14 protein-coding genes and 1 pseudogene are annotated in these 16,528 nt (G+C 63.1%); all 15 read right to left on the bottom strand.

Features of this window, described 5'->3' with window-relative positions; all coding sequences use genetic code 11:
- Positions 1-9: 9 nt before the first annotated feature.
- Positions 10-1,209, bottom strand: a complete 1,200-nt coding sequence (locus WJU18_RS29910) for a lactonase family protein (RefSeq protein ID WP_423457924.1) — start codon at positions 1,207-1,209, stop codon at positions 10-12.
- A complete protein-coding gene (locus WJU18_RS29905; protein WP_423457923.1) occupies positions 1,206-2,000 on the bottom strand; it encodes a DNA-binding transcriptional regulator in 795 nt (264 codons plus the stop codon). Before WJU18_RS29905 ends, WJU18_RS29910 begins: the two co-directional genes overlap by 4 nt.
- Before the next feature lie 80 nt (positions 2,001-2,080).
- Positions 2,081-3,043, bottom strand: a complete 963-nt coding sequence (locus WJU18_RS29900; RefSeq protein ID WP_423457922.1) for a Bug family tripartite tricarboxylate transporter substrate binding protein — start codon at positions 3,041-3,043, stop codon at positions 2,081-2,083.
- A 25-nt stretch (positions 3,044-3,068) separates the two neighbouring features.
- Positions 3,069-3,941, bottom strand: a complete 873-nt coding sequence (locus WJU18_RS29895) for a hypothetical protein (RefSeq protein WP_423457921.1) — start codon at positions 3,939-3,941, stop codon at positions 3,069-3,071.
- Positions 3,942-3,972: 31 nt separating this feature from the next.
- On the bottom strand, positions 3,973-4,599 hold the full coding sequence (locus WJU18_RS29890) for a flavin reductase family protein (RefSeq protein WP_423457920.1): 627 nt from the start codon (positions 4,597-4,599) through the stop codon (positions 3,973-3,975).
- Between the two features lie 19 nt (positions 4,600-4,618).
- Positions 4,619-5,059 carry a nuclear transport factor 2 family protein gene (locus tag WJU18_RS29885; RefSeq protein ID WP_423457919.1) on the bottom strand — a complete coding sequence of 147 codons (441 nt, stop codon included), beginning with the start codon at positions 5,057-5,059 and terminating at the stop codon, positions 4,619-4,621.
- A gap of 1 nt (position 5,060) precedes the next feature.
- A complete protein-coding gene (locus WJU18_RS29880) occupies positions 5,061-5,879 on the bottom strand; it encodes an amidohydrolase family protein (protein ID WP_423457918.1) in 819 nt (272 codons plus the stop codon).
- 168 nt (positions 5,880-6,047) lie between these two features.
- Positions 6,048-7,049, bottom strand: a complete 1,002-nt coding sequence (locus WJU18_RS29875) for a Bug family tripartite tricarboxylate transporter substrate binding protein (protein ID WP_423457917.1) — start codon at positions 7,047-7,049, stop codon at positions 6,048-6,050.
- Positions 7,050-7,263: 214 nt separating this feature from the next.
- On the bottom strand, positions 7,264-8,040 hold the full coding sequence (locus WJU18_RS29870) for a TorF family putative porin (RefSeq protein WP_423457916.1): 777 nt from the start codon (positions 8,038-8,040) through the stop codon (positions 7,264-7,266).
- A gap of 237 nt (positions 8,041-8,277) precedes the next feature.
- The gene (locus WJU18_RS29865; RefSeq protein ID WP_423457915.1) at positions 8,278-11,475 is read right to left on the bottom strand and encodes an IPTL-CTERM sorting domain-containing protein; all 3,198 of its coding nucleotides are present in this window, start codon (positions 11,473-11,475) and stop codon (positions 8,278-8,280) included.
- A gap of 86 nt (positions 11,476-11,561) precedes the next feature.
- Entirely contained in the window at positions 11,562-12,128 is a 567-nt protein-coding gene (locus WJU18_RS29860) for a GAF domain-containing protein (RefSeq protein WP_423457914.1), read from the bottom strand.
- Between the two features lie 127 nt (positions 12,129-12,255).
- Positions 12,256-13,788 (bottom strand): YifB family Mg chelatase-like AAA ATPase, encoded by a 1,533-nt coding sequence (locus tag WJU18_RS29855; protein ID WP_423457913.1) that lies wholly within the window; start codon positions 13,786-13,788, stop codon positions 12,256-12,258.
- Positions 13,789-13,930: 142 nt separating this feature from the next.
- Complete coding sequence (locus WJU18_RS29850; protein ID WP_423457912.1) at positions 13,931-14,701, bottom strand: IclR family transcriptional regulator; 771 nt, start codon at positions 14,699-14,701, stop codon at positions 13,931-13,933.
- A 51-nt stretch (positions 14,702-14,752) separates the two neighbouring features.
- A pseudogene (locus WJU18_RS29845) lies at positions 14,753-15,120 on the bottom strand (nuclear transport factor 2 family protein).
- A 40-nt stretch (positions 15,121-15,160) separates the two neighbouring features.
- Positions 15,161-16,462, bottom strand: coding sequence for an aspartate aminotransferase family protein (locus WJU18_RS29840; RefSeq protein WP_423457911.1), 1,302 nt, complete (start codon positions 16,460-16,462; stop codon positions 15,161-15,163).
- Positions 16,463-16,528 lie beyond the last annotated feature (66 nt).

The raw sequence follows: 16,528 nt of genomic DNA, 5'->3' as shown, positions 1-16,528 counted from the left end.
AGGCGGGCGCTATTCGCCGCCCAGCGACATGACGCCTGTCCAGAAGCACACATCGCCGGTATCCGCGTATTCATGCCGGTTCAGCCAACTGAGCCGGCCGTCGTCGCCGACCGCGAACACCGCGAGGCTGGGCAGTATCTTTCTGAGCGCGCCGTCTTCCCGCGCCCAGCGCGTATCCTGATTCCCGGCGACGAGCACCTTGCCCGCGGCATCCAGCCCGAAGGTACGCGGGAAGATGCCTTGCGTGTCCACATGCTGGATCAGCCGGGGCACGCCGGTCTCCTGCTCGATCTCAAATACGGCGATATCGTTCACGCCGCCGACGAAGACGTCCTGACCGTCGACCTTCTCCGTGTCGTAGGCCCTGTTGGAGACATAGACGAAACGGCCGTTCGGATGCACGTGGATGGCGCTGGCCAGTTGCACGGAGCGCCCGGTCTGCGCACCCTCCAGGGTACTGACGATCGCGCGCGGTTGCGGCGCCACGCTGTTCTCGTCGTAGTCATGCAGCCGGATTTCGCCTTGGCGCTCCACGCAAAGGTACATCCACGGGCGCGTGGGATGGAAGGTGACGTGCCGCGCCGCGAAACCTTGCGCGCCATGGCGCTTGCCTTGCCACGGTTGCGCGCGCGAAGGGTCGGCCTCCATGCGGGATAAGGGCGTCAATTGGCCTTCGCGGAACGAGAACACGCCCAGCGAGCCCGCGAGCTCGCCGGTGGGATGGTGTCCGCAGGCCGGGACCAGCACGATATTGCCGTGCGGCGTCACGCGCGCCTGGTGCACCGTCACGCCGAAGTCCATGGGTGGTTGTGCCACCTGTCTGCCAATCGTGCCGTCAGACTGCAACCGGTGCACCGTGACGTCCTCGGGATCGTTGTAAGCCAGGAGCAGATAGGCTTCGGCCAGGTCCAGCGAGACATGCAAGGGCCGGTTGTTCAGAGGCACCGCTTCGCCATGCGCGACCAGCGCTCCGTCCGGCATGATCCGGAAGGCCTGCACGAAGTGCTCCGGCCGCCGTGGCGTGCACATCGGCCCTCCGTTGCTGCTGGCCACGTAAAGGAGCGTGCGCGCCCGGTTGGGCCAGGCATATTGAATGACCGCAGGCATGGCGAGCGACTGCACGGCAGTCAAGGCGCCAGTAGAGGCGTCTACCTCGAAGGCATGCATGACTTTGCCCAGGGCGGAATGGACGATGGCTTTTGTCTTCATATGGATTCAGAGGCCGTGCGGGCCCCGCGGCTCAGGGTTTCGCGCACCTTGCGCGCCACTTCCTGGAGCAGCGGCATGTAGCGCTCGACCGCTTCGCTGTTGCCCATGGTCGAGGAGAACCAGGTAATGCCCGCCGCGGCCACCACCCGGTTCGCGTCGAATATGGGAACGGCCAGCGAGCGGGAAACGGGGCGTACCGCAGGCGCGCGCAAGGCATAGCCCTGCCGTCGCACAAGTTCCAGGGTGTCATCCAGCGTCCGGCGGTTCTGCCGGGCCGGTTGGTCTTCATCCGAGCCGGATTTCGCTGCCAGCGAGATCAAGGCCTCGCGCACATCGGGTTCGCAGAAAGCCAGATAGGCCCTGCCCAAGGCCCGGCTCACAAGACTCAGGCGCATGCCCATGGTCGAATGCAGGAGAGCGAGCGGCGAGCTGGGAATGGTGCTGTAGCGGACCACCACCGCGTCGAATTCCGGCACGGCAATGGCAGCGGGCCATTTGATTTCTTCCGTCAGCGCGTCGAGCAAGGGGGCCACGGTTTCGACCACGCGCGGCTCGCCGTGGAAACCCGATGACAGCTGTTGAACCTTGGAGGTGAGAAGATAGGCCCCTCGCTGAGGGGCGTGCGTGACGTAGCCCTCGGCTTCCAGTGTCTGCAAAAGGCGCACGATCGAGGGCCGCGGCAGGCCCAACTGCATATGGAGCCAGTTGACCGAGGTGACCGGCCGCTCGTTCATCGCCTGGAGAACGCGCAGGCCGCGCAAGACAGCTTCGATGGGAGGATAGGATGGCAAGGCGCTGGGGTGCTCGATGAGCCGAAGGTTTCGATCATTATCGGCAGGCCCGCGCCTCTTCTCCCGGATTCCGCTCGGCTCTATTTTTGGCGCATGCCCGCAAGCAGCGGCTCGAAACGTGCCTGTTCGGCGGCGAGTTCCTGGGCCAGTACATCAGCGGTCAGCAAGTCCACGGGCGTCTGCATGCCTTCCATGACTTTGGCGTAGGCCGGGTCCTCGGCGGCTTCACGGATCACGGTAGCGAGTTTCTGCACGTAAGCGGCAGGCATGCCCTTGGGGCCGAAGAAGCCAAAGTGCGTGGTGACCTCCATGTCGGCGCCGGCTTCCGCGAGCGTTGGGAGATCCTTGGCGAAGGGAAAGCGCTTCTTGCTGGTCACCGCGATGCCGCGCACGGCGTTGGAGCTGATCTGCGGCATGACGTTGCTGGGGGCGCCGATGACGGCATCGATGTGTCCGCCCAGCAGCGACTGCACGGCGGCCGTGACGCCCGCGAAAGGCACGTGGGTCACGCTCGTGCCCAGTTTCTGCGCAAGGCCTTCCATGCCCAGGTGGGGCGCGCTGCCGGTGCCCGGCGTGCCGTAGTTCAGCTTGCCGGGGTTCTGCTTGATGAAGCTGATGAACTCCGCCGCATTGCGGACGGGCATGTCCTTGCGCACGGCGATCACATAGGGGATGTTCGTGAGGTTGAGAATAGGCGTGAGGTCCGAAGGCCGTGGCGCTCCGTTGTTTTGCAGCGAAGGCGCGATCGTCAGCGCGCCCGATCCGCAGAACAGCAGCGTCAGTCCGTCAGGGGCGCTGCGCTTGACTTTCATGGCGCCAATGGTGCCGCCCGCTCCGACGAGAGATTCAATGACCAGCCGGACCTGATGATTCTTTTCCAGGGCGGGCTGGAGCGGACGGACGTAGGAATCGGCGCCACCCGCGGCGTACGGCACGATCACCTGGATGGGGCGCGAGGGGTAGTTGTCGGCGGCGTGGGCCAGGTTCCACGCGGTGGGTAATGCCAATGCGCTGGCGGTGGTGAGAAAGGTGCGGCGTTGCATGAATGATGGTCTGGAGTCCGTTTGCTCAACTGGCTGTGTTTTCGTGGGAAGGAGCGTAGTCGCGGGCATTGAATATCCAGCCATTGCCGATGAAGTCGGCGCGGGGAGGCGAGAAGATATCGAAAAGCACATGCCGCATCTCGCCCACACCCTCCGTCGTATGGATGATTTCCACGGGAACCACCACAAGCGAGGGAGAAGGCGCCGGCAGGTGCTCGTCGTCGGCCCACGTGTTCGCATCGTTTCCCCATGGCGCGCGCAGGTGGTGCACGAAGTTCCCGGTGACCGCGAGAGAGCCTTGCTCGAAGCTGGTGTGGCTGTGCGGACTCAGCATGCGCCGGTCGCGAGGGCCTTGGTAGTCCACCAGGTTGATGCTGAGCGTGTCGGTTTGCAGCATTTTCAGCCTCGGCCGTTCTGGAGAGGCCATGATGTCGTTGAAGGCGAGCACCTGTATGCCGCGCAGGGCCGATGTGCGCCGGAAAGGCTGCCCTGCCGGCAGGATGCGCGGGTCAGGCTCCGTGTACGACTCGGCATTCAGAACGCGCCGCCCGGCCAGATCGGTGCGCTGCGAGGCGATCACCACACAGGCGGAACCGGGCTCGCCAAGAATGGAGTGGGCGCCCGCAGGTGTGATCGCGATGGAATCCGCAGGGACTTCGGCGGGGAGAGTCCGGTCATTCGCAGGCGAGATGCGCACGGAGCCGCGTACACCCACGATCAGCGCTTCGAAACCGCTGTCGAAGGAAGCGGCGGCTGAGCCTTCATCGAACTCGATCCACTCGGTGCTGAAGTTCTGCGCGCGCATCAGCCAGTGGCGGCGGTGGTCCAGCGCTTCTGGCGCCGTCGCTGAAAAATCGGCAAATCCCCGCTGCCGCAGGGAGTTCAGGGCGGTTGTCATGGTGGGTGTTCTCGTGGGAGGTGATGGCGGATCAAGCCCGGCGCTTGAAAGGGGAGGCGATTTCGACCACCTCTCCCAGGGCGGCATAAAGCGCGCCGCCAAGGCGGGTGGTGGGTTGGGCCTTGACGGTATCGAAGCGGCCTTCTGCGTCGATATAGGCTTCGTCGATATGCAGTCCGAGCACGCGTCCGAAGACCACAGTGCTTTTTGTCTCACCCGGAAATTCGGGCTCGATTTCCATCAGGCGGATGACGCGGCATTCCAGGTTCGCGGGAGAGGCTGCCACGCGTGGTGGCTTGACCTTCATCGACGCGGCCTTGGGAATATTGGCGAGCACGAACTCGTCCACGCCGCGGGGTGCCGGTGTGGAGGTGATGTTCATCGCCTCGCGCAAGTTCCAGGAGACCAGGTTGACCACGAACTCGCCGGTTTGCCGCACGTTGGCGATGGTGTCTTTTTCTTCGCGGTCTTCGGGCTGGTTGCAGGCGAACATTACCACGGGCGGAGCGGTGGATACCAGGTTGAATTGCGAGAACGGCGCGAGGTTCACACTGCCGTCGCCGCCCATGGAACTGATCCAGCCGATGGGCCGGGGCGCGACGATGGCGTTGAAAATGGTGCGCCGGAAACCGGGCGTGGTGTAGGGGTCGATGAACATGCGGGTGTTGTCCTTTTCATCAGCCCGTGGTGGGCGTGTCGTCCCTGAACAGGGGCTTGAGCCGCCGCGACTCATAGAGCCAACTGCCGTCAGGCTGCTGGCGAACCACTTCGTCGGCGATCGCGATCATGATTGCAGGGCGGGAAGGCAGGACGGGTTCGCCGTCGGCCGCGTAGAGGCTCATGATGTACTCGCAGTGCACGCGGTCGGCGGCCAACACGTCGATGCGGAAGTTTTGTACCACGTGCAACGACAGCCGGGGACCGCGCTGCTGGCGCCGGTTATAGAACCCATGGATAGCGTTCCGGCCGCGGTATTCGCGGATGCTGGTCTCGAAGACCGCGTCTTCGACATAAAAGCGGGCCGCGTCGCGGCCATCGTGCCGATCGACCTCATGCCAGAAGTCGATCGCAAGCGCTTCCAGCTCATGACGCAAGGCGAGCAGTTCCTTCGGAGGCATGTCAGGTGAAATAGAGTTGAAGAGGGGTTTCGCAGCCGATCCGGCGCCGGGCGGCGGCATCGGGTACCAGACGGGCCAGGCTGCCGATCGCCTGGCCGTAGTCCATGCTGGACTCGAACGCCGCAAAAGGCCAATCGCTTCCCCATACCAGGCGTTCGGGGCCGGCATGGCGCAGCAAGGCAGCGGTGGCTTCCGCGCGAAGCTGCTCGGAGGGCAGCCGGAAGGCCGCCGAAAGCTTGACCCAGGTGCGCCCTTTTTCCACGGAACGCAGCAGCCGCTGGAATCCGGCTCCGGCAATGCCGGTTTCGGCGTCGGGGCGGCCGAAGTGGTCCACCACGATCTTGACGCCCGAGGCTTCGAGCGCATCGAGATACAGCGGAAGACGTGCGCCGTCATCGTGCAGATGCACGTGCCAACCCAGTTCGGCGATGTGCCCGAGGTGCGCGCGGTATTCGGGGCTGGATAGATCGGGGATGTCTTTCACATTGCGCAACTGCAAGCGGATGCCCACGACGCCCTGGTCGGCCATGGCCTTCATGTCGGCGAATGGATGAGCGGGCCGCAGGATGACCGTGGTGCGCAGGCGGCGATGGCGGCGGCAGGCCTCGATCATGTAGTCGTTGTAGGTGCCGTAGATGCTGGCGGCGGCGATGACGGCGAAAGTCACGCCGTTCGTATCAAGCGTCTGAACGAAGTGCTCGATCGAAGCCTCGGTTGGCGGACGGTGCCACGCGGTGGGTGCCAGCGGCATATCGTTCGTCCAGACGTGCGCGTGGGCGTCGACCAGCGGGGCATCGGGGCGGGTGTTGATATTCGGCATGTGGCTTAGAACGTGTTTACGATCTCGGCGCGAGGGCCGTTGTGATCGAAAAATGGTGGATGCAAGGCGAAAACCGCAGGGATACCTCGTGGTATCGCGAGGATTTTTAACGCGGCAGACGCGGTTTTTCGGGCGCAACGGACCCGCGAGGAGATCGTAAACACGTTCTTATTGCATGATGGTGGAGGCGAGCGGCTCCACGATGGGGCGCCATTTGTCCATCTCCGATCGGACAAAGGCCGACAACGCTTCCGGTTTACCACCAATCGGTTGCATCGAGAAGGTCTGCAGCTGGGCCCGCCCCTCGGTGCTGGCGAGAAACTCGTTGGTGGCCTTGTTCAGAATTGCCACGATAGACGCGGGAAGCCCCTTGGGGCCGACCAGCCCGTTCCAGCCGACGGCACTGGCCTTGATGCCCGATTCCAGCAGGGTCGGCACGCCAGGCAGGGTCGAGACGCGCCGCGTGCCCAGTACCGCGAGTGCGCGGATCTTGCCGGCTTCGATTTGCTGCAGGTAGGTCGGCACCAGGTCGAAGCTGAGTTTCACCACGCCCGCGATCAAGTCGTTGAGCGCGCCTGCGGAGCCCTTGTAGGGCACATGGATCATGGAGGTGCCGGTGGCGCGCTGTACCAGCTCCGCAGCCAGATGGCCCATCGAACCGTTGCCTGCGGTGGAGTAGGAAACGTCGCCAGGACGGGCTTTCAGCCAGGCGATGAGCTGTGTGAGATCCTTGGCCGGCACGGAGGGGTGTGCCGCCAATACCAACGGAAGATCCGCCAGCAGCGCGATCGGTGTGAAAGCCGTCACCGGATCGTAGGGCATGTTGCGGTACAGCAGCTTGTTGATGGACAGCGGGCCTGTCGTCGATAGCAGCAGGGTGTGTCCATCGGGCAGGGCGGCCGCTACCTGCGAGGCGCCAAGATTGCCATTGGCGCCCGGGCGGTTGTCAACGACAAAGGGATGGCCGACCACCTCTGTGAAATGACGTGCCAGCAGGCGTGCGAAGACATCTGTCGAGCCGCCCGCCGCGAAGGGCACTACCACCTTTACCGGTTGCCTTGGCCAGGTGCCCTGGGCCTGTGCCAGGGAAGCCGCGTTCCAGCCGAGCGCGGCGGCGGCGCCGCAGGACATGCGGTGCAAGGCTGTCCGCCTGTTGAGGGGCGTGGTCATTGATGTCTCCTATCCGGTGCGATTCGCTCCGATCGTGGCAGGCGCCTGGCCACGGCGGGAAAGGAGAATGGGGGAATTTCTCCTAGCGGAATTCGGATGGAGGTCGGATGGAGAAGGCTGCGCGCGATGGGCGCGCGCCTTGGGACATCAGCGCGCTGGCGCCGCCCTTCGGGGCCGGGGGATCACCCGGCCCGGAAATTCAGACTACCGGAGATCAGAACGTGTACTTGACGCCCACCACCACGCCGTTGCGGCCGGTGAACTTGCCAGAAGGGGTGGCATAGAGTTCCTTCTTGGCGTCGGTGCCCACGAGCGCGGCGCTGGCGGAGAAGCCATTGCCGAAATCCTTGTTCAGCGTGACGGAGTAGTCGGTGTACGCCGCATCGTTGTTGTTCTTGATCCACTGGTGGCCCACGTGCGGTACGACCGACCAGCCGTTACCCAGATCGAAGCTGGCCGAAACATCCAGGTAGCCGCTGTTCTTGCTGTTATCGAAGCCGAACAGGTTGGTCACGGAGTGGGAATACTTCACCGTGACCATTTGCCAGGTCAGCGCGCCGTAAAGCTCGGTGGTGTTGGGGCTGATCGCCAGTTCATGGTTGGGATACTGGTAGCGCAGCACACCGACGTCATAGCCGAGCGGGCCCACGGTACCTTTGTAGCCGCCGTAGACGTCCCATTCCATGGGCGCATCGCCCCCTGCATCCTTGATCCAGCGGATCGAGGTGAGCCAGGTGCCCACGTAAAAGCCGCTCGCATGGGTGTAGTCCGCGCCGGCCGAGATGGCGGGGTTGAGCCGGCTTTGCGAGATGCCGCGGTAGCGGTAGTCGCTGGTCAGCGCGGCGTTGAACGCCAGCGAGCTGGCGGGTTCGGCCGCGGCCGCCGGGGCTTCGGCTGCAGGTGCGGCCGTTTGGGCCGAAGCGCCGATCGCGGCGGCCAACAATGTCAGGCCAAGGCCCAGGTGATGCAGTTTGATGCGTGCGTCAATCATGCTTGCTCCCAAAGGTTGAAAACGCTCCCGGAAGTGCATAAGCAGGGAGCATGCCAACTGAGAGACCACAGAGCCGAAGGTGTTTCAGGCAAGCGGGTTTGGTTACCAGATCCACGTTTTCGCACCGGAGTGGTGCGGTGGGCCTGCGCGAACACCCCTTTTCGGGGCGGTTGCGCAGAAGCAAGCATAAAAGCGGTGCTGGTGCCACGCTGCTGAGCCAGTGCCCTTCGTGAAAGCTTACGTCTTAAGCACACCACGGGCAGCGCCTTGGCGCTTCCGGCGCCAAGCCAGCAAGCCCAGGCCGCCCGAGAGCAATGCCAGTGCGCCATGCCCCAGGGTGGGCACGGGGGTCAGCGTGGTGGCTGGCGCATCTGCCAGTACCGCAATGCCACCCGGATCACGGATCACACCGTTGGCGGCCAGGTCATCGTCACCGGTCGTACCGTCCGTTAAGGTCAGCACCACCTTGTTGCCGCTGATCGTGGCATTGGGGTATTCATACCAGTGGTCCTGCGTGTTGTCGGCTGTTTTGCCGAATTTGTAGTACTTGGCGCCGGTGGGCAGCGTTTGCGGGTAGGTCAGCTCCACGGTCGCCTGGCTGCCTGCTTCGCCACCGCTGAGCGTAAAGCCTGCCAGGCCGAACGGGAAGCTCATGTTCGATGGCGCGCCGCTGGCGGCAGAGACCTCCAGCGCTTGGCTCGCATCGAAAGCCCACAGACCGGTGCCTCCGCCACTGACCTGGGCTTGAACCGAACCCTCCTTGCCCACGGCGCCGAGCGAGGCTTCTGCCGGAGCCGCCGCGAAGTCGAACTGTACGGTGCAGTTGCCGGTCAGGACGCCCGTGGTGTAGACCGTGCGATCCATGTTCCAGCTGCCCACGGGGCAATCACTGCCCGCCGACAAATCCACGAGCTGGTAGCCCGGCTTGGGCGTGACCGCGCACGCGCTGGTTTGCCCAGGCACGGCACCGCTGCAGGCGACTTCGCCCCCGGTGGCCGAGTTGGGAATGCCGGTCACGCTGCCCGTGCTGCCGCCGACAAACAGGGTCACGGGTTTCGAGACAATGACATAGCTGTAGGTGCCGTCGCCCATCTTGTAGCGGTAGCCCGGCAGCACCACGGCCGTTCCCGCGCTGGTGAAGGTCACCGTGCCGTTGCTCGGTGTGCCAGCGGTGGCCGTGCCGCCGAGCAGCACCAGTTCATTGGCGCGCGTGGCCAGCTTCTCGCCGATTTGCGTGGTGAGATTCACATCCAGGGAAACGGGCTCGTTCAGGGCGATGGCGGCCGGCAGTTCCGCCGCGGCAATCTCGACGGGGAAGTCCGAAGCCCATTTGGCGTAGTCGGTGGTGATGCCGTTGGTGCCCCAGCTATAGTATTTGTAGAAGTCAGCGGCCGTATTGAGCGTCCAGGGCCAGAAGGTCGTGCCGCGGTGCTTGGCCGCTTCCATGGTTTCGCGCTTGAGGCCGCCATAGGAGGGGTTGAATGTGGAGTTGTTCCCCTGCGTCGCATTGAGCACGTTGCGCACATCGTTCAGTACGGCGCCCGAATCGGCCGAGCCTCCCAGGAAGCCCAGCGCCAACTCGGGAATCTCGCTGGTGCTGCGTTTCATCTGAGCGGTGTCGAAAGAGATCGCAATCGACTGCTCGGCGACGCCTTCTTCGGCGATTTCCTTTTTCAGCTGCGTGACCACCGAGGGCGTGCCGCTCTTGATCTCGATGAAGTGCGTGATCGGCTTGTTCTTGAAAGCCTGGAAATATTCGCGCAGCGTGGGGACCTGCCAGTTCTTGGTCTTGGTCCGCAGGGCTTTCACCTGCGCCAAGCTCATGCTTTCGATGGCGCCCGTGCCGTTGGTGGTGCGGTCGACCGTGCTGTCGTGCATGATGACCAGATGGCCGTCGGTGGTGATGTAGATGTCGTTCTCTACCGCATCGGCGCCGGAGGCGACCGCAGCCCGAGAGCCTTCCAGCGTGTTTTCATCGTTCTCGCCGCCCGCAGGCATGCCGCGATGGCCGACCACCAGCGGTTTACGCAGCAGTGTGTTGGCAGGCAGTTTGCGCATGACTTCGGCGAACACGGCGCTATTGGCGGCCAGCACGCCGTTCACGCCCGTGGTCAGCACTTGGGCCGCCTGCTCGGCGCTACTTGCATCGGATGAGGCCCAGACGGTGATCAACAGGCGCTGCAGATGCGCCACGAATTCACGCTGGATCAGATTCGCGGGCAGCAGGGCAATCTTGGCGCCCGCGCGGTTGGTGTCGCCACTGATCTTGAGCAACGATGCGGTGTCGTTGGACAAAGCGCTCGCCGAGAAGTCAACCGCCGTGCGAATGGCGGGAAGCTGCTGGCGGGCGTAGCTCAGCACCTGCACGTTGTCGGAGAGGAACGTGATGTCGGAGAGCGCATGCACGTCGTTGGAGAATGCACGCAGGGCATCGACGGTGGCCTGGTCCTTGATGCGCACGACCGGCACGGTCACGCGCGTGGTCTGTGAAAACACATCCCTCAAAGTCCCGAGGCTCTGGCCGCCAGCGCCGGTGAGATTGAGCGAGCTGTCCAGGGTGAACAGCGAATTGCTCGAACCATCGCTCTGGGCGGCGAGTGTGGACATGCTCTGCACCAGCGTGGGCGCCATCGATGCGGCGGTGCCGGTATCCTGCACGGCGACCGGCATATCGAACTCGGGCAGGGGCGTGAGCTGCTGGGTGACCTTGATGCTCTTGACGCGCATCTTGGCGCCAGCGGTTTGCAGACCCACGCCACCCTTTTCAAGGCCGGTCATGGTCGTGGCATCATGCAGCAGTACGTCATTGAGGTACTGGCGCACGCGGTTGCCGTACACGATCACGGTAGCCCTGTACGTCTTGGTGCTGCTGAGCGTTTCGGTGAATGCCTTGGTGCTCTGCACCGACCAGCTGCCGCCGTTGCGATAGGCGAACTCGGTACCGTTGGATGCCGCAGCATTCTGGCGAAGGGCGAACTGATGATAGGGCTCGTGGGCGATCGTGCCGCTTGCAGGCGAGGTCCGGTACATCACACTCATCCACCGCCCCGTATCGTTGGCGGCATCCATCGTGAACTCCACGTCGACGCGATAGTTCGAGAGCCCTTCCAGATCGGCAGGCAGGATCGCCGCCGTCATGTTGTAGGAGTCGGCGCGGCCGTCGATGATCAGGTTGCCCGTGGCGGGCTCGATGCTCACGGTGCCCTTGTTCCAGGCCGGCGTGCGCCAGCCGCTGGGCAGGCCCGTGGCGGCAGGATTTGAAAACGATTGATCCACATAGACCGCGGCCACGGCGTCTGCCTTGATCTGCAGGGATTTTGCAGAGACTCGTTGAACCGATGCGGATCGTGTGCCGGCCGGATCAGCGGCGAGGGCAGTGTGAACAGGAAATGACAACAAGGCGGCCATGGCCGCCAGCAGCTTGGGATTTTGCATACAACCTCTCTCCAGGAAACCGGAGAGTGTTGCAATCGGAGGTGACGGCTATGTGAAAGGATTTGCCATCAGGCTGACATATTCACTCACGCGGGGCGCTTCGGCGGCTCCAGGGGCTGCAGTTGAAGTTCACTGGCTGCCGAGGCATCCAGCTTTTGCGCCAGCACGCGTGCCATGGCCCTCAGCCGGTGCAGATCCTTGTCGCCGATCTGTTCATCCACCTCGTGGCTGAAACAACAGAGCGTGCCATAGACACTGCCATCTTTCAGGAGAATGGGCGTGCTGAGATGCGTACCGATGCGGATCGGCGTGGCAGGCGCTTCGCCTCGCTTGATGAACGGCCGGGCATCGGTCATGAGCTGCGGCAGGCGGCCGGTCACCACATGGTGGCACCAGCTTTCTTCCACCGGATCCGATTGCCCCGCCTTCACCACGGTGACACCGCCGGGCTTGGTTTCCACCACTCTGAACGTGCGGCGGTTGTGCCGGAACTGGGAGACGAACACCACGTCCATGTCCAGATGCTCGCGGCACAGGGACAAGGCTTCCGTCACGTTGGGATGAACGAGCGGGTCAGTCGCGTCGTTCGTTGCTACCAGCAGTTCGGAGATCCGAACATCGATATCGTCGGGGTCGTAATCGAGGAAATTCAAAACAGGTCTCGAGCATCGAAATCAACCAAGGCATCGCCTCCCCCGTGCTCGTGCGAATGGGACTGATGGAGGCACTGTCTGCGGCATTATTACCTGTCGAGCGGTGGTCGACAAATGGGGGGACCGTTCAAGCGCGCGTCTGCAATCCCCTCCGGTACTGCACGGCCTCCGCGACATGGCCGACACCCACCTCTTCACACCCCTCCAGATCCGCGACGGTGCGTGCTACTTTCATGGCACGGTGGGTGGCGCGGGCGCTCCAGCCCAGCCGGGCGGCGGCCGATGTCAGGAAGCTGGCCGCTTGAGGTGCCAGCTTCACATGCTGGTCGATCGATTGCCCTTGCAGGGCTTGATTGGCGTGGCCTTGGCGGGCCAACGCTTTTTCGCGCGCGAGGGTGCAGCGCTCACGCAGCGCGGCACTGGTTTCGCTTGGCGGGGCCGTGAGCAATTCATCGGCCGAGAGTGCATTGACTTCCACATGCAAGTCGATGCGGTCAATCAGCGGGCCGGAGAGTTTGCCCTGGTAGCGCGACACCTGGTCGGGCGTGCAGCGGCATGCGCGCGCGCGTGAGCCCAGGTAACCGCAAGGGCAGGGATTCATGGCCGCGATGAGTTGGAAACGCGCCGGGAAATCGGCGCGCTGCGCCGCGCGCGAAATGGTGATGTGGCCGCACTCCAGCGGTTCACGCAAAGCTTCCAGCGCGGCACGCGGAAACTCCGGCAGCTCGTCCAGGAACAGCACGCCTTCGTGGGCCAGGGAGATTTCGCCAGGGCGTGGAGGTGAGCCACCACCTACCAGGGCCACTGCGCTGGCCGAGTGATGGGGCGCACGTGTGGGCCTTTGGCCCCAGCGATCCAGTGTGAAGCTGCCGCCCAGGCTGGCGATCGCGGCGCTTTGCAAGGCTTCACCCACTTCCATGGGAGGCAGCAAGCCGGCAAAACGCTGCGCGAGCATGGACTTGCCCGTGCCGGGAGGTCCCATCATCAGCAATGAGTGCGCGCCCGCGGCGGCGATCTCAAGCGCGCGTTTGGCTGCGGCATGGCCTTTGACGTCGGCCAGGTCAGGGTAAGGCGGCGCACTGGGTCGAGCCGCTGGTACGACTGGGGCCCAGTCTTCTTTCATATCAGGCCGATCGGCTGAGGCGGGTAGAAACTGCGCCACCACATCCAGGAGATGGCGCGCGCGGTAAACCGCCATGCCGGGAACCAGGGCCGCCTCTTCGGCGCTGCCAGGTGGCAGCACCAGTTGCGTGTTGATGCCCTGCCGGTGCAGCGCCACGCCCATCGCGAGCGCCCCGCGCACGGGCCGCAACTCGCCTGAAAGCGATAGCTCGCCCGCGAACTCCCAGCCCTCGAGGCGGGCACCGTCTATCTGGCCGCTGGCGGCCAGGATGCCCAGCGCGATCGGCAGATCGAAGCGGCCCGAATCCTTGGGCAGATCGGCCGGCGCCAGGTTCACGGTGATGCGCTGATTGTGCGGGAACTCCAGGCCGCTGTTCTGCAGTGCGCTGCGCACGCGTTCCCGCGCTTCCTTGACCTCCACATCGGCCAGCCCCACCAGCGTGAAGCTGGGCAGGCCATTGGCCAGGTGCACTTCCACCGTCACCTGCGGCGCAGCCAACCCCATCAGCGCGCGGCTGGCGACGAGACATAGACCCATGCTGCTTTTTTGAAATAATTAATACAAAGGTATTATATTTCGGCGAAGCAGCCTCCAAACTGCCCTTTGCGGTATGAATGATTCCTTAAGTACGCTATGCCACTAGCGGAGTGGCTTGGGCAACGACTACGCGAGCCTTGAATCAGTCGGGCCTGCTCAGTGCGGTTGACAGCCGCTGCGCGGCATAGATCACCTGTGTTTCGACATTGGCGCGAGGAATGATCCCAAAACGCTCCGTCATCCCAAAAATCGCTATCGCATAAACGACGTTGGTACGCGGGTCGACGACTGCCGTCGCATAGCTCAAGATGTCCGGATCAAACTCGTTTTCGCAGATGGCGATACGGCGTTCGCGTACCCGGGCAATTTCTGCGCGGATACTTGCTTCATCGATTTGCGTGTGGGGCGTAAAAGCATGCCGAGGCAGCGCCATATAGCCGTCGATGAATTCATCGCTTTGCGATGCGAGCAGTACCTTGCCTGAAGCCGCTGCATATAACGGCATGCCGCGTCCCGGCTGCGCGTAGGCCTTGCCAACGGCGGTCGGTGTGCATGTCGTCATGATTTCGACATCGTGGCCATTCAGGCGGGCCAGAAAAGCGGTTTCACCGAATCGGTCTGCCAGCTCAGTCAAAATGGCGACTGCTGGCTGAACGATGTCTGCACCGTTCGTGAACAATGAGATGATTCGCCATAGTGCCTCTCCGGGCACGAATGTCTTGCTCTCTGTTTTGCGGACTATCCGGCAACTGGCGAGCGACGCCAATTGGCGGTGCGCGGTAGGAACGGCCAAGCCGCTTTCCCGCGCGACTTCAGACAAGGTCACCCCCTCGGGGTGCGAGGCAAGCACTTCTAACAAGCGAAACGCCCGCCCGAGCGGGCTGTCGTCGAACGTAATCGCAGCCGTTGTCATGTTTTCATTGCTTCATGTGCTTGCAGTTGCCCCGTTTGTCGCAGTCTAAGCTCAAGCGGCGGCGTGCCAGACTTTAGCCGCGATCCGCCAGCTTCCATCGACCTTGAGCATAGTCAGCTCGTTAATGTAATGGCCGGGCAGATAGCAGTCTTTCACGCGGGCATGGGCAAGCGTAGGCGCTGAGATGGTGAGCGACAGGATCTCATCTTCGCGCGCGTCGCCCCTCGAACGTGGCGAGGGGCGCCCCCGACACGCTTGAGATACGCGTCGTAATCCAGTGTCATGACGCCCCCTTCCGCCACGGTAAACAGGCGGCAGGCAGGGTGAAAAACTCTGGCGAATTTTTCGACGTCGCCGTCGTAAAGCGCGTCGAAGTAGTCTTGGAGCACGGAGCGTACAGCAGGGGTTTGATCGGACATCTCAGGTCTTTCTAGAGTGGGTGGATGGTCGGTTGACAGGTTACGCTTGCGCCGCATAGATACTGTCTGCGGCACCCAATGCATGATCCAACCCCTGGAAGAGCAGCTCCAGTTCGGAGTCAGAAATAATAAGTGCCGGGGCAATGAAAAGTGACGTTTCTTCGCCCGATGTACCAAACACGACACCCGCATCCAGCGCGGCCTTCACTGCGTGTGAGGCGATCGGTACTTGCGCGGTGGCGGCCGTCCAGTTCTTCCAGTGGTTGCCGCGAAATTCGAGGGTCCAATGCAGTCCTCGGCCATCGACACGGGCAACCGACGGATGGCGTTCAGCCAGTTGTATCAGGCGCGCTGCGATTTGCGGCTCTAGCGCAGAAACACGCTCAAGCAGACGATCGCGCACGATCGTTCTCAGGTACGCGCTGACTCCCTCCATGGCAGTAGGGTGGCCACGGAAGGTGGAATAGTTTTGCCATGCAGCGCCCTTCAACTCTGAGCAAAGTTCTTTGGACAGTACCACTGCTCCAATCGGTCCGACTCCGCCCGCAAGACCCTTACCCATGGTGACCATATCAGGCCGGCTTTGTCCTCCCTGAAATGCAAACCAGCGGCCGGAGCGGCCTGCGCCCGTGACGACTTCGTCCGCGATCCACAATGCGCCTGCTCGTTTTGCTGCACGGGCCACCTGATCTTGATAAGTCGCATGGTGGTAGATACCCCCTTGCGTGTAGTCAATGATGACGGCGGCCGTTCCCTCGAGGGAGGCTGCCATGCCGTCCTCATCCATCTGCGCCAGAGCCGCAACGCGCTCCCCATAGCGCGACACGGTTGGCGCGGAAAGCACACGGACCTCGTCGATCGTTGGCGCTGGCATGACACGTCCGTCAGCCCGGGATAGCCCGCCATGCCATTGCGGCTGTGTAGTGACCGCACGTGACAGGCCCGTCAGGCCATGGTAGGCCCTCTCCCGTGTCGCAATCGGCGTGCGCCCCGTCAGCACTTGACAGAGCGACAAAGCCATATCGTTGATTTCAGACCCCGATAACCCGAAGCGGACCGCTCCTACCCAGGATTGCTCAGTGCCGAAAGATACTTCCAGAAGATCTTGCGCTGCTTGTTCACGGCCTTTCCAAGCCCAGCCCTCCGACACGGTCGGATGCGAGGCTGCGCGCTGTATGGCTTCCACCATGTCCGGATGACGGTGCCCCAGCGCACCGGCTGTATTCGATCCATCAAGTACTTTCCGGCCGTTTGACAGGAAGTACCAGCATCCCTGCCCGCCCGTCACAAAGACGGGATCAGAGTCATTGGTAGTAAGCGTAGTGACTAGAAGACTCGACATCGCGTGGGACTCCAATCAAATCGGTGTGTGGAAAGCACCCCTAGGTAAATTTAGGGTTGCGAAAAA

This window comes from Ottowia sp. VDI28, from assembly GCF_049532675.1.
GTDB lineage: Bacteria > Pseudomonadota > Gammaproteobacteria > Burkholderiales > Burkholderiaceae_C > Ottowia.
Note: the sequence above shows the minus strand (reverse complement) of the source record. Positions and strands in the feature narration are given on the sequence as shown.